At 68.1% G+C, this 13,074-nt stretch carries 18 protein-coding genes; 12 read left to right on the top strand and 6 right to left on the bottom strand.

Annotated elements, in window-relative coordinates:
• On the bottom strand, positions 1–984 hold a 984-nt coding region (locus VI056_15920; protein HEY6204508.1), incomplete at its 3' end, for an MraY family glycosyltransferase.
• 62 nt (positions 985–1,046) lie between these two features.
• Here VI056_15920 and VI056_15925 point away from each other — a divergent pair.
• Both VI056_15925 and VI056_15930 read left to right on the top strand, forming a co-directional pair.
• The gene (locus tag VI056_15925; protein ID HEY6204509.1) at positions 1,047–1,772 is read left to right on the top strand and encodes an SDR family oxidoreductase; all 726 of its coding nucleotides are present in this window, start codon (positions 1,047–1,049) and stop codon (positions 1,770–1,772) included.
• 65 nt (positions 1,773–1,837) lie between these two features.
• Positions 1,838–2,092, top strand: a complete 255-nt coding sequence (locus VI056_15930; GenBank protein ID HEY6204510.1) for a DUF4242 domain-containing protein — start codon at positions 1,838–1,840, stop codon at positions 2,090–2,092.
• Position 2,093: 1 nt separating this feature from the next.
• Here the strand turns inward: VI056_15930 and upp are convergent, their stop codons facing one another.
• From upp to VI056_15950, 4 genes are read right to left on the bottom strand one after another with little or no spacing between them, the layout of a single operon-like run.
• Positions 2,094–2,726, bottom strand: a complete 633-nt coding sequence (gene upp, locus VI056_15935) for a uracil phosphoribosyltransferase (protein HEY6204511.1) — start codon at positions 2,724–2,726, stop codon at positions 2,094–2,096.
• Positions 2,723–3,982, bottom strand: coding sequence for a serine hydroxymethyltransferase (gene glyA, locus VI056_15940; GenBank protein HEY6204512.1), 1,260 nt, complete (start codon positions 3,980–3,982; stop codon positions 2,723–2,725). The genes upp and glyA overlap by 4 nt, the downstream gene beginning before the upstream one ends.
• A complete protein-coding gene (locus VI056_15945; protein ID HEY6204513.1) occupies positions 3,979–4,464 on the bottom strand; it encodes an RpiB/LacA/LacB family sugar-phosphate isomerase in 486 nt (161 codons plus the stop codon). Before VI056_15945 ends, glyA begins: the two co-directional genes overlap by 4 nt.
• On the bottom strand, positions 4,461–5,060 hold the full coding sequence (locus VI056_15950; protein HEY6204514.1) for an L-threonylcarbamoyladenylate synthase: 600 nt from the start codon (positions 5,058–5,060) through the stop codon (positions 4,461–4,463). The genes VI056_15945 and VI056_15950 overlap by 4 nt, the downstream gene beginning before the upstream one ends.
• Before the next feature lie 17 nt (positions 5,061–5,077).
• On the opposite strand from VI056_15950, the gene VI056_15955 reads away from it, so the two are divergent.
• Positions 5,078–5,524 carry a cyclic nucleotide-binding domain-containing protein gene (locus VI056_15955; protein HEY6204515.1) on the top strand — a complete coding sequence of 149 codons (447 nt, stop codon included), beginning with the start codon at positions 5,078–5,080 and terminating at the stop codon, positions 5,522–5,524.
• 16 nt (positions 5,525–5,540) lie between these two features.
• Positions 5,541–6,263, top strand: coding sequence for an HAD-IA family hydrolase (locus VI056_15960; GenBank protein ID HEY6204516.1), 723 nt, complete (start codon positions 5,541–5,543; stop codon positions 6,261–6,263).
• On the opposite strand, the gene prmC is transcribed toward VI056_15960, so the two are convergent.
• Positions 6,260–7,105: a peptide chain release factor N(5)-glutamine methyltransferase gene (gene prmC, locus VI056_15965; protein HEY6204517.1), complete on the bottom strand. Its 846-nt coding sequence runs from the start codon at positions 7,103–7,105 to the stop codon at positions 6,260–6,262. The genes VI056_15960 and prmC overlap by 4 nt on opposite strands.
• A 72-nt stretch (positions 7,106–7,177) precedes the next feature.
• Between prmC and VI056_15970 the strand changes: the two genes are divergently transcribed.
• From VI056_15970 to VI056_16005, 8 genes are all read left to right on the top strand, one after another.
• The gene (locus tag VI056_15970) at positions 7,178–7,585 is read left to right on the top strand and encodes a secondary thiamine-phosphate synthase enzyme YjbQ (protein ID HEY6204518.1); all 408 of its coding nucleotides are present in this window, start codon (positions 7,178–7,180) and stop codon (positions 7,583–7,585) included.
• 81 nt (positions 7,586–7,666) lie between these two features.
• A complete protein-coding gene (locus VI056_15975; protein ID HEY6204519.1) occupies positions 7,667–9,052 on the top strand; it encodes a TldD/PmbA family protein in 1,386 nt (461 codons plus the stop codon).
• Positions 9,049–10,401: a TldD/PmbA family protein gene (locus VI056_15980; protein ID HEY6204520.1), complete on the top strand. Its 1,353-nt coding sequence runs from the start codon at positions 9,049–9,051 to the stop codon at positions 10,399–10,401. The genes VI056_15975 and VI056_15980 overlap by 4 nt, the downstream gene beginning before the upstream one ends.
• Entirely contained in the window at positions 10,401–11,348 is a 948-nt protein-coding gene (locus VI056_15985; protein ID HEY6204521.1) for a hypothetical protein, read from the top strand. The genes VI056_15980 and VI056_15985 overlap by 1 nt, the downstream gene beginning before the upstream one ends.
• Before the next feature lie 29 nt (positions 11,349–11,377).
• A complete protein-coding gene (locus VI056_15990; protein ID HEY6204522.1) occupies positions 11,378–11,602 on the top strand; it encodes a CopG family transcriptional regulator in 225 nt (74 codons plus the stop codon).
• Positions 11,599–12,018 (top strand): VapC toxin family PIN domain ribonuclease, encoded by a 420-nt coding sequence (locus VI056_15995; protein HEY6204523.1) that lies wholly within the window; start codon positions 11,599–11,601, stop codon positions 12,016–12,018. The genes VI056_15990 and VI056_15995 overlap by 4 nt, the downstream gene beginning before the upstream one ends.
• Positions 12,019–12,020: 2 nt before the next feature.
• Positions 12,021–12,971 carry a hypothetical protein gene (locus tag VI056_16000; GenBank protein HEY6204524.1) on the top strand — a complete coding sequence of 317 codons (951 nt, stop codon included), beginning with the start codon at positions 12,021–12,023 and terminating at the stop codon, positions 12,969–12,971.
• On the top strand, positions 12,968–13,074 hold a 107-nt coding region (locus VI056_16005; GenBank protein HEY6204525.1), incomplete at its 3' end, for an undecaprenyl-diphosphate phosphatase. The genes VI056_16000 and VI056_16005, both read left to right, overlap by 4 nt.

A 13,074-nucleotide genomic window follows, 5' to 3' on the forward strand; every position in this document is an offset into this window, starting at 1 on the left:
GAACGTGATCGCTTGCGTCCGTCCGCTGGTCACGAACGCCAGGACTCCGAGCACGATCGTGACCCCGTAGATCAGGAGCACGGCTTGGGCGTGCGAGAGACCAACGTCGAGCAGGCGGTGATGGAAGTGCCCACGATCCGGCGCGAACGGCGGCTGCCCCTGTGCCATGCGCCGCACGATCACGTAGAAGGTGTCGATGATCGGCACGCCGAGGACGAGCAGCGCCGCGGCCACCTTCGCCGTGCCGAAGATCGACAGCACCGCGAGCATCGTCCCGACGAACGTCACGCCGGTCGTGCCGAGGAAGAGACGAGCCGGATGGAAGTTGAACAGGAGGAAGCCGCCGGTCGCGCCAGCGAGCGCGAACGCCATCCACGCGACGAACGGCTCATTGACCTGCGGCAGCAGCGCCAGCGCACCGAGCGTGAGCGCGGCGATCGAAGCGACGCCGGCCGCGAGGCCATCCAGGCCGTCGATGAAATTGAGCGCGACGTTCATCCCGACGATCCAGAACACGGTGAAGGCGATCGCGACGACGCCGGCGATCTCGATGAGCCCGTCGCCGAACGGATCGTTGAGGAAGTTGATGCGCAGCCCGGCGGCGACGATGACGGCCGCGACGACGAGGAGACCGAGGAACTGCCAGCGCGCACGGAGCTCGAACACGTCGTCGATGAGACCCAGTGTCATGCCGAGGAGCGCGGCGAACGCCGTGAGCGTGAAGCGCGACGAGCGGACCTCCTCCGGGATGAGGAACGGATGACCGGCGAGACGGTCGATCAGCCAGAAGGCAAGGATCGTGAGTCCGAACGCGAGAGCGATCGCGAAGCCGCCGGGTCGCGGGATCGGGCGCGGATGCATGCGACGGCCGCCTGGCATGTCGAGCAGCGCAAAGCGCTCCGCGAGCCGGCCCACGAGTGGCGTGATCGCAGCGGAAAGAAGGAATGCGACGACAGCGGAGCTGACGAGGAGGAGGCCGGTCACAGCGCCGAACGATAGCCGCAGGCGGCGTACCAAGCAGAATGACGGTGAGGTATGTGGAATTGATGCGGCTGGACGGCCGGGTCGCCGTGATCACCGGTGGCGCGCGTGGCATCGGCGCCGAAACTGCACGCGTGTTCCGTCAGGCGGGCGCAACGGTGGTGACCTGGGATGTCAGCGACGGCGCCGACCAGCACGTCGACGTCACCAATGCGAAGGCCGTCGAGAACGCCGTTGCCGCGGCCGTGGCGAAGCTCGGCGGCATCGACATCCTGGTGAACAACGCCGGCATCCTGCGCGACGCGCAGCTCGTCAAGGTGAAAGACGGCGAGGTGACCGGGAAGATGGAGGAAGCGCAGTTCGATGCGGTCATCTCGGTCAATCTGAAGGGCGTGTTCCTCTGCGGTCAGTCCGTCGCGCCGGTCATGATCAAGAAGGGCTGGGGCAGGATCCTCAATGCCTCGTCGGTCGTCGGCCTCTACGGCAATTTCGGGCAGTCGAACTACGTGGCGACGAAGGCCGGCGTCATCGGCCTCACGAAGGTGTGGGCGCGCGAGCTCGGGCCGAAGGGCATCACCGTGAACGCTGTCGCGCCTGGCTTCATCGCGACGGAGATGGTGAAGCAGATGCCCGAGCAGATCCTGAGGAGCATGGTCGAGCGCACACCGGTCCGTCGCATGGGCGAGCCACGCGACGTCGCGAATGCATATCTCTTCCTCGCGTCCGAGGAGGCGAGCTTCATCAACGGCGCGGTCCTGAGCGTCGATGGCGGCGTCGTGGTCGGTACCTAGAACATCGAAGCGTCGCCCTCTGTACGATTCGCGAGGACCGACGAAACCAAAAAGAGGAGCGAGCTATGCCGCTATTCATGGATGTACACAAGTCGCTTCCCCCTGGTACGAAAGCGAAAGACGTCGCTGGCGCGCACGCGGCCGACGTGAAGACACAGGGCAAGTACGGCGTGAAGTACCTCAGGTACTGGGTCGACGAAAAGGCTGGAAAGGTCTTCTGCCTGGTGGACGCGCCGACACCGGAGGCCGCGGCGAAAGTTCACAAGGAAGCGCACGGTCTCGTGGCGGACGAGATCTATCCGGTGAGCGAGGGCAGCTAGCTCAGCGGGTCCCGAACTGACGGTCGCCCGCGTCACCTAGGCCGGGAACGATGTAGCCCTTCTCGTTCAGCCGCTCGTCAAGGGCAGCGACATGAATAGGCACATCGGGGTGCGCGCTCGAAAGAGCGCGCACTCCTTCGGGCGCGGCGATGAGGCCCACGTATTTCACACGCTTGGCGCCCCACTTCTTGAGGATGTCGATGGTCGCGACGGCCGAGCCGCCGGTCGCCAGCATCGGATCGAGCACGAGACACACCGCGACCGTCGCCTCCGATGGAAGCTTGTTGTAGTACTCGATCGGCCGCAGCGTGCGCTCGTCGCGGAACAGCCCGATGTGCCACACCTGCGCTTCGGGCATGAGATCGAGCGCCGCCTCGACCATGCCGATCCCGGCGCGCAGGACGGGTATGAGACCGACCGGCTCCGCGAGCCGCGCGCCTTTCGCGTTCGCGAGCGGCGTCGTCACCTCCGCCGCCTCGACCGGCAGATCCGCCGTCGCTTCGTATAGGAGGAGCGTCGCGAGCTCGCCAACGAGCGCGCGGAATTGCTGCGGCTTGGTCCGTTCGTCGCGCAGGCGCGTGACCTTCTCGCGGACCAGCGGATGGGTCGAGACGTGAAGCTGTTCGGTGGTCAGGCGCTCACACGTTCCGGCGTGATGCCCGGTACCGGGAAGCGCCGCGTGAGGTCGAGCACCTCCGTCGCGATCTCCTGCGCGACAGTCTCGTCACCTTTCGCGTTGAGGGACCGCGCGATGAGCGCGCCGATCCGCTCCATCTCGGCCTCGCGCATGCCGCGCGTGGTCACGGCCGGCGTACCGACGCGGATCCCCGACGCGGTGCCTGGTTTTTCGGGGTCGTACGGGATCGTGTTCTTGTTCACCGTGATGCCGACGGCATCGAGGGCTTTCTCGGCCTTCTTGCCGGTGAGCCCGAGCGGTCGCACGTCGACGAGCATGAGATGGTTGTCGGTACCGCCCGACACGATGCGGAGGCCCGCCTTCGCGAGCGAAGCGGCGAGCGTCTTCGCGTTCTTCTTGATCTGCTTCGCGTACTCCTTGAATTCCGGCGTCGCCGCCTCCTTGAGCATGACCGCCTTGCCGGCGATGACGTGCATGAGCGGACCGCCCTGGATGTTCGGGAACACCGCGCTATTGATGGGTTTCTCGAATTCGGCGTCGCTGAGGATCATGCCGCCGCGCGGTCCGCGAAGCGTCTTGTGCGTCGTCGTCGTGACGATCTGCGCGTGTCCCACCGGCGTAGGGTGCTCCCCCGCCGCGACCAGACCCGCGAAATGCGCCATGTCGACGATGAGGAGCGCGCCGACCTCGTCGGCGATCTTGCGCAGCCGCGGGAAGTCGAAGAAGCGCGGGTACGCGGTCGCGCCGGCGACGATGACCTTGGGCTTGTTCTCCTTCGCGAGCCGCTCGATCTCGTCGTAGTCGATGAGCTCGTCCTCACGTCGCACGTGGTACGGGACGACCCTGTAGAGCTTCGCCGAGAAGTTCACGGGCGAGCCGTGCGTGAGGTGTCCGCCCTGGTCGAGCGCGAGGCCGAGCATCGTGTCGCCCGGCTGCATCACCGCCGCGTACGCCGCCATGTTCGCCTGCGCCCCGGCGTGCGGCTGCACGTTGACTGCGGCCGCGCCGAACAGCGCCTTGGCACGTTCGATGGCGAGCGTCTCCGCGACGTCGACCCACTCGCAGCCGCCGTAATAGCGCTTGCCGGGGTAGCCCTCGGCGTACTTGTTCGTGAGCACACTGCCCACGGCCTCCATGACCGCGGGGCTGGTGTAGTTCTCGGAGGCGATGAGCTCGATCTTCTCGACCTGCCTGCGCCGCTCGCCCTCGATGGCCGCGTGGATCTCCGGGTCTTCGCGCTCCAGATGGCTCATACACCCCTCCGCATGCCTTGAGTCGAGTCCGCTGTCGTCTTGGTCCGCTGCTCCATCGCTTCGATCTGTCTCCGCCTGCGCTCGTGGCGTCCGCCCTGGACCTTCGCTCCGAGATAGGCGTCAACGATGCTCTTCGCGAGCTCGGATCCGATCACACGCTCGCCCATCGTGACCAGATTCAGGTCAAGGTGCTCGACGGAGTCACGCGCCGACCATTCGTTGTCTAGAACGCTGGCCCGGATCCCTGGGATCTTGTTCGCCGCCACGGCCGGTCCGATGCCAGAGCCGCAGGTAAAGATGCCTCGTTCGACCTCGCCCCGCGCGATGCCTTCCGCGAGTGCGCGCACGATCATCGGGTAGTCGTCGTCCGGATCCGTCGGCGGACCGTACTGCTTCACCTCGTGCCCCTTCTCGCGCAGGTGCTCCACGAGCGCCGCCTTCAGTGTCTGTCCGGCGTGGTCCGCCGCGATGCCGATCTTCAAGCGACCTTCGCCGACGCCAGCGCGCTCCGGATCTCATCGATCGTGATGGCGCCCTCGCGCAGGATCTTCACATCCGGTGTGGTGCAGTCGACGATCGTTGACGACAGTCCGCTGGTCGTCGGCCCGCCGTCGAGCACGAGCGCGATACGACCGTCGAGCTGCGCGATGACCTCCTGCGCCGTGCGCGAGTCCGGTTGCCCCGAGCGGTTCGCGCTGGTCACCGGCAGGCCGCCGCCGCTCAGTGAGATCAGCTGGCGCGCCACGGGGTGATCGGGCACGCGGAACGCGAGCGTCCCGCGGCGTGGCGCCACGAGGACGATCGTCAGTGGACCGGGCCAGAAGCGCTCCGCGAGGGCGCGCGCGGCCGGCGTGACCTGCGCGCTCGCCTCGAGATTCGATGCGTCTGAGAGGAGCACCGGGATCCGCTTCTCCTTCGGTCGGTCCTTCGCGCCGTATAGCTTGCGCACGTGGTCATGGCCGGCGGCGAGACCGTACACGGTGTCGGTGGGAAAGGCGACGAGCTCACCACGCGAGAGTGCGGCCGCCGCCTCCTCAACCGCCCCCGGCGCATCGGCCGCGAGGAGGCGCGTCTTCATGGGAGGATGATAGGTCGGTGACATCGCCGCTGGACCACGTGGCGCTCTTCAAGGAGCTTCCCGAGCCCGGACTCCAGATGCTCGCTGAACGAGGGCGCCCGAAGCACTTCGCGACCGGCGAAGTGATCATGCGACAGGGCGACGCGAGCGACGCGCTGCATGTCATCACGCGCGGGCACGTTCGCGTGGAGCGCGACCAGGCTGGCGATACACCGCTCGTTCTCGCCGAGCTCGGCCCCGGCGACGTGATCGGCGAGATGGGTCTTCTCGACGGCGGGCCGCGATCCGCGACGGTGACCGCGCTCGACGACACCGAGACGCTCGAGCTCCACGCCACCGTGATGGCCGTCGTCGTCATGCAGTACCCGCAGGTCGCCGCCGCGCTGCTCCGCACACTCAGTCGTCGCCTGCGGAGTGCCGACGAGCTCGCCGACGCGCTCGCACGCCGTCCTCCGCCGCAATAAGCCCCGAGCATCTCTCGTGAGTCCCATCGAAGTCCTTTTCGTCGACAAAGGCGGCGTGCTCATCGACAACACCACGCTCAGCGGGCAGTGGCGTCGCTTGATCGGGGAGTTCCTCGCGCCGCGCCTCGGCGGTCGTCACGAGGAGTGGGGCGCGGCGAACGTGCCCGCGTTCGAGCGGCAGTGGATGCGTTTCCAACAGGCCGCGGCGGCGGGTGGTCCTGCCGACATCCGAGGCTTCTTCGCGAAGGACGCGCGGCAGTGGTTCCTCGATATGTGCGATGGCGTCGGCATCGATCGTCCGCCCGACGACGTCGCGGATGCGCTCGCGGCCGACACGGTCCGCTATGTCAGGTCGCGTCTCGAAATTCCCGTCCCGCGCACGCTCGACGCACTCCGCGCGCTGCGCGCGCGCGGCATCGTCCTGCACACGGCGTCCGCGGACGCGCACGACGACCTCGTGGAATTCCTGGAGCGCATCGGCGCGCGGGATCTGTTCGACCGCGTCTACGGATCAGACCTTGTGAACACCTGGAAGTTCGGACCCGCGTACTACCGTGCGGTGCTCGCCGATAGCGGCGTCGATCCTGCTCGCGCGGCGGTGGTCGATGACCAACCACAGGCGCTCGCGTGGGCGAGCGAATGCGGGCTACGCGGTTTCCTCGTCGAGCGCCAGGGCGGTCAGGGGTTCGACGAGGCGGTCGGCCGAACGTTCGATGAGGTCGCGCGCGCCATCGACTAGCTCTCGGCGACGACAACGCGCTCGGCGCTGGTCAGATCGCGCACCGTGCGCGTTCGCAGCCCGGCGCGCCCCAGCATTTCCCTGACGGCGGCGACCTGAGGTGGGTCGCATTCGAAGAGTGCTGCGCCATCCGGCGCGAGCACTCGCGCAAGATCTGCGATGCAGCGCTTGATGAGGCCGAGGCCATCGGGCCCCGCGACAACCGCGCCCCGCGGCTCGAACGCGAGGGAGCTGCGCTCGCCGACCCACTCGTTCACGGTGTCGTCTCGGAGGTACGGCAGGTTGGCGCACACGAGGTCGACGCGCTCGGTGATCGGCTCGAGCAGATCGCCTTGCCGGAGCTCCACGCGGTCGGCGACCCCGTTCGCCAGCGCGTTCGCCCGCGCCACCACCAGCGCGTCACGCGATGAGTCGGTCGCAATGACGCGCACGCGGTGCTCGTGCGCCGCGAGGGCCACGGCGATCGCGCCCGAGCCCGTGCCGACATCGACGACGCGCAGTGCGCGGCCGGCGATGCGCTCGCGCGCGGCCTCCACGAGAACCTCGGTCTCGGGCCGTGGGATGAGCACACGCGGATCCACTTGGAAACGCAGGCCGTAGAACTCCTTGAAGCCGCGCAGATAGGCCACCGGCTCGCCACGGCTCCGTCGTTCGACGAGCTTCTGGAATCTCTCATCCTCCGCTGCGGACAGCTCGCGCTCGGGATGCGCGTAGAGGGCTTCCTTGCCGACCCCCAGCGCATGCGCGAGCAGCACGTCGGCGTCGAGCGAGGCGGTGCTCGCATCAGGGGCGGACCGCAGACGCGCGGTCGCGGCCGTGCGCGCGTCGCCCCACGTCCGCATGTGGGAAGTATCGTCGCCGCGTGCAGCGCGCCCGACGATCGATCAGATCGTCTCCGAACGGATGATCGTCCCGTGAGCGTCCACCACGAGAAGCTCTCGGTGAGCACTGACCAGCGTGAGATGACCGTCGATGTGACGTCGCGCGTACGCGCCGCGGTCACGAGATCCAAGGTGCGCGAAGGCATGTGCGTGATAAGTGTCGCGCATACGACCGCGGCGGTCTTCGTCAACGAGAACGCCGACCCCGATGTGCAGCGTGATCTGCTCCAGAGGCTTGCGACGCTGGTCCCGGAGGGCGGCGACTACCGTCATGCGGAAGGAAATTCGCCGGCGCACATCAAAGCGGTCCTCGTTGGTAACGATGTGTCGCTTTCAGTACACGAAGGCGAGCTCGTGCTCGGTACATGGCAGGGCGTGTACTTCGCAGAGTTCGATGGACCACGTGAGCGGAGCGCGACCGTAACTGTCATCGGCGACTGAGCGTCGTACCATCTCCTGCGCCGTCACCGACGGTCAGGGGAGAGGGCGATCATCACACTCACCGTCGCGCGCGCGCCGGTCATGACCGTTCGCGATGCCGAGCGCGCGATCCGTACCGCGCTTTCGCGCGGCGGCGACTGGGCCGAGCTGTTCTGGGAACGGAGTGAAACGCTGCAGCTCGTCCTCGATGACCAGCGGATCGAAGACGCGATCACCGGAGTCGACCAGGGAGCCGGCGTCCGCGTCGAAAGCGGCGAGCAGACCGTCTACGCGAACGGCAACGTGACCGACGTCGACGACGTCATGGCCATCGCGGGCCGCGCGGCGCGCAGCGTCGCCGACGGATCGGGCCTCCACGAGTCGGCTCGCCTCACGCCAGACGAGCTCCCGCGTCCACATTCGGTCGCAGTCGACCCCCGGACCGTGCCGGTGGAGCGCAAGGTCGCGCTGCTACGCCTGGCGAACGAGGTCGCGCGGGCCCACGACCAGCGCGTGTCGCAGGCGACGGTGTCGTACGCGGAGAGCGTGCAAGAGATCCTGGTCGCGAACAGCGACGGAGTGCATCGGACCGATACGCGCGTGCGCGTGAACTTCGCGGTGCATGTCGTCGCGAAGGACGGGGCCGTGCTCGAGTCCGGATTCGAGGCGGTGCGGGGGACGCTCGGCTTCGAGATGCTCACCGACGACGCGGTGCGCGACGCCGCCGAGAAGGCGGCGCGTCGAGCGGTGCTCAACGTCGGTGCGCAGCCCGCGCCCGCGGGCACGTACACCGTGGTGCTGTCGAGCGAGGCGGGTGGAACGCTCATCCACGAATCGGTCGGCCACGGCCTGGAGGCGGACCTCAACCTCAAGGGCCTGTCGGTGTACTCCGGGCGCATCGGTGAGAAGGTCGCGAGCGAGCTCATCACCGTGATCGACGACGGGCGCGATCCGGGCCAGCGCGGCACGGCGGCCATGGACGACGAGGGCACCGCGACGCAGCGCACCGTGCTGATCGAGAAGGGCATCCTGAAGACGTATCTCTCGGACCGGAAGCACGCCGAGAAGCTCGGTATCCGGCGCAGCGGCAACGCGCGGCGCGAGAGCTTCCGGCATCTGCCGATCTGCCGGATGACGAACACCATGATCGCGTCCGGCGACTCGGATCCCGAGGAGATCGTTCGCTCGGTCAAGGACGGCATCTTCGTGAAGAAGATGGGGGGCGGACAGGTCGATGTCGTGAGCGGCAACTTCGCCTTCGAGGTCACCGAGTGCTACCGCATCCGCGATGGGAAGCTCGCCGAGCCGCTGCGCGGCGCGACGCTCGTGGGCCAGGGCCCCAAGCTCATGAGCGAGATCGACATGGTCGGCTGGGACCTTGGGTATTCGACTGGCACGTGCGGCAAGGATGGCCAGGGCGCGCCCGTCGCCGACGCGCAACCGACCCTGCGGATCCCGTCGGTCGTCATCGGCGGAAAGATCCAGTGACGGCACGCCTCTCGAACGATGAGGTCGTCGATCGCGCGCTCGAAGCATTGCGAGCGGGCCGTCTCGCGACGGCGGAGATCTTCGTGCGCGACGCGTTGTCCGGATCCGTCGAGACGAAGGACGGCGCGCTGGAGGTCGTGACAGCACGTGGCGAGCGTGGGCTCGGCGTGCGTGTACTCGAGGGTCAGCGCGTCGGGTTCGCGCACACGAGCGATCTCGCGGTCTCCGGCATCGAAGCCTGCGTGGACCAGGCGCGGCGGATGGCGACGATCACCGAGCCGGACGAAGACCTGCGCATCGCCGCCGCGCCGCTCGAGAGCGTCGATCTCGACATCTTCCAGCCCGGCCTCGAGGACCGCCCGCTCACGGACCGCGGCGCGATCGCGCTCGCGGTGGAGAGCGCGGCGCGCTCCGTGGATCCACGCATCACGCACTTCCGCAAGACGAGCTACAGCGACGCGGAAGTGACCACGCTCATCGCGACCACGACCGGAGTCCGCGCGTCGTACCGCGAGAGCTTCTGCGGCGCGATGACGAGCGCGGTCGCGACGCAGAACGGCGAGCGGCAGATCGGCTATCACGGCGAGGGCGCGCGGCGCATGGTGGAGCTGGATCCGGACGCCGTCGGCAAGCGGGCCGCGCAGCGCGCGCTGGAGAAGCTTGGCGCGAAGCCCTTCCCCACCCAGAAGCTCCCGGTCGTCCTGGACCCGTGGATGGCGATGTCGCTCCTCGGCGCGATCGCACCGCTGTTCTCAGCCGATAGCGTCCTGAAGGGCCGATCGTTGTTCGCGGGGAAGCTCGGCGAGCGCGTGGCGAACACGCGCGTGACGGTCGTCGACGACGCTCGACGGAAGGGCGGGCTCCGCAGTGCGCCCTTCGACGGCGAAGGCGTCGCTACGACGACGCGGATCCTCATCGGGCGCGGCGTGCTTCGCGGCTACCTCACGAACCTGAAGACCGCGCGCAAGATGAGCAGCGCGCCGACCGGGAACGCGCGACGCGGCTCGTACGCATCGCCGAGCCGCATCGGTCCATCGAACTTCTACATCGAGGCGGGCTCGGACGATCCAGTTGCTCTCGTACGCGGGCTCGACCGTGCGCTGGCCGTCACCTCGCTCCTCAACCTGCACACCATCGATCCGGTGTCGGGCGAGTTCTCACTCGGAGCGACCGGAACGTATGTGGAGCGAGGCGCGCCGGTGCACCCGGTGCAGGGCATTACGATCGCGGGCAACCTCACGCATCTCCTTTCGTCGATCAGCGGGGTGGGTACGGATCTCACGTTCGGCTCGGGCGGGATCGGCAGCCCGACGCTCGTCATCGCGGAGCTGTCGGTAGGTGGCACGTGATGTCCTGGCAGTCGCTCCTGCATGACGACCCGGTCCCCTGGCTCCTAGAGAAGGGCGACCCGGCGGTGCGAGCGCTCACGCTGCGGCACGTACTCGACCGCGGCCCGCGCGATGCCGAGCTGCGCGAGGCGCAGCAGCGCGCGATGTCGAGCCCGCCGCTCTCGACGCTGCTGCGCCAGCAGAAGTCGGACGGCAGCTGGCCGGGCCCGCATCTCTACGGCCCGAAGTACCAGTCGACGCACTGGTCGAATCTGCTGCTCGTCGAGTACGGCGTCGACCCCGGGGACCCGCGCGTGCGCCGCGCCGCACGGCGTGTGCTCGACGACCTGGGCTCGCCCGATCAAGGTGGTATGAGCTGGGTCTTCGACCAGGACCATGGGGCGTCGTGCTTCGTCGGCAACGTCGTGCGCTACGTCTCGCTGGCCGGATACGGCAACGACGAGCGCCTCGAGCCGCTGGTGCAGCGCCTGGTGCGCGATTCGAAGAAGTTCGACGCGGCGTGTTGGATCAACAGCGATGAGCCGTGCGCCTGGGGCTACGCGCGCCTGGTGTGGGGTCTCGCTGCGCTCCCTGAAGCCGGACGCACGCGCGAGGTCGAGCGCACACTCCGCCGCGGCGTCGAGTTCCTCCTCTCGTACCGCATGACACGGGGCGCTTATCCGACCGGGACCGAGCCGAGCTATCTGTGGCGCCAGATCTCGTTCCCGCTCTTCTACCAAGCGGACATCCTGTTCGTGCTGCGCGCGATCGACGCGGCCGGCGCGATCGACGACCCGCGTGCGCAGATCGCGATCGCCTGGCTTCTGTCGCGTCAGGACTCGCACGGACGGTGGGCCGGCCGCTCGCCGTACGCCGATCGCATGGCGTCGAAGGTGAACGCCAGCAAGTGGGCGACGCTCCACGCGGTCACCGTCCTCAAGCATGCCTTCCCTGAGAATGGCAGTTGACCAGTGCCATACGTGTTACCATACGTCAGGTGTTGAAGACGACCGTGTACCTTTCCGTGGAGCTGAAACGAAAGCTCGCTGCGCTCGCACGCCGGCGTCGGACCTCCGAGGCGCGCCTCATCCGCGAAGGACTCGAGCAGATCGTGCGCGACGAGTCACCGCGACGGCCAACGTTTCCCCTCTTCAATAGTGGCGACCCGGGCCTGTGGCGACATCCTGACGAGGAGCTGCTCAAGGGTTTCGGCGAGCGGTGATCGTCGTCGACTCGAGCGCACTGCTCGCAGGGATGGATGCCGCCGATCGGTTCCACGACCGCGTCCGCTCGGTGACGGAGAAGGATTCGGGCCCGTTCCTCCTTTCGCCATTCGTCGCCGCTGAGGTCGACTACATGCTGGCGACGCGCGCGGGTGTGCCCGAGGAGCTCGCATTTCTTCGAACCGTTGCCGAAGGCGCCTTGACTCTCCACTCGTTCGACGCGGACGACATCGCCGAGATGGCGGACCTCGTTGATCGTTACCGCGATCTTCGGATCGGCCTAGCTGACGCGTCGTTGGTGGTACTCGCGGACCGGGCGGGCACTCGTCGCATCCTCACGCTCGACGAGCGCCACTTTCGGGCCCTGAGACCGCTCCGTGGCCGCTCGTTCACGATCCTTCCCGCCGACGCGTGAGCGTGGCCGCACGCAAGCGCATCCTCAAGGACATCCCGCCCCTGCACTTCGGTGAGGGACGCGAATGCACACTTCCCGCGTGCATCGCGGTCGCGACCGGACAGGAGTACGACTGGGTCATGGGCGCGTCGGGCGCCGCATTCACGACCGCGATCGACGTCGCGGGATGGGATCCGATCGCCGCTGCTCCGCTTGACGACGACACACTCGCGAGAGCAGCGCGCGCGACGGGCAGTCGGCCCGACACGCTGGTCCCCCCGTACGACGAAGACATGAGGGAGCTCGTGATCGACCGCGTCCTGGAGGCGCTCGAGGCCAAGATCCCGCCGCTCGCGCGCGGCCTCGTGGGTCCGACTGAGTACGGCCTCCTCGTCGGCTGCGACGACGAAGGACCGACCTTCCACGCGCGCACGTATTTCGACAAGACCGAACAGCCGACGAAGCTCGACTGGAACGCCCTCGCCGCGGCGACCGAGCTCGTGTTCCTCGACCGCGCGGGATCGCCTGACCGCGCGGCGATCGCACGTGACGCCGTTAACGGCGCGGTCGGCTCCGCCGACACGAGCGACCGCGCATTCGAGACCTGGATCGCCGCGCTGCGCGACGACACGCGGTGGACCGACACGCGTCACGCAGGCGCGGCGGCTTTCGGCGATCACGCCATGCGCACGCTGCTCGCGGACAAGCGGCGCGCGGCCGCGAGCTTCCTCCGGACAACGCGTGCGCTGTTCCCCGGTTCGCCCGGCGCCGACCTGCTCCGCGCGGCGGAGTCGTACGGCTACGTCGCAGACGCGGCGAAGAAGGTCGGCATCGGGCCGTTCGACGCATCGGTCGCGATGCGGTTCCTCGACGCCGGCCACCGACGGTCGTGGGCGAAGCAGCTCGAGGCCGCGCTCGGGCACGAACGCGACGCGCACGGTGCGCTCGCGGCGGCGCGAGCAGGTATGCGATGAACGACCTCGCCGCAGCGGCGCTGCTCGGCATCGTGCAAGGGCTCACGGAATTCCTCCCGGTGAGCTCGACCGCACACCTCGTGCTCATCAGCGAAGCGCTCGG

Source organism: Candidatus Limnocylindria bacterium, from assembly GCA_036523395.1.
Classification (GTDB): domain Bacteria; phylum Chloroflexota; class Limnocylindria; order P2-11E; family P2-11E; genus CF-39.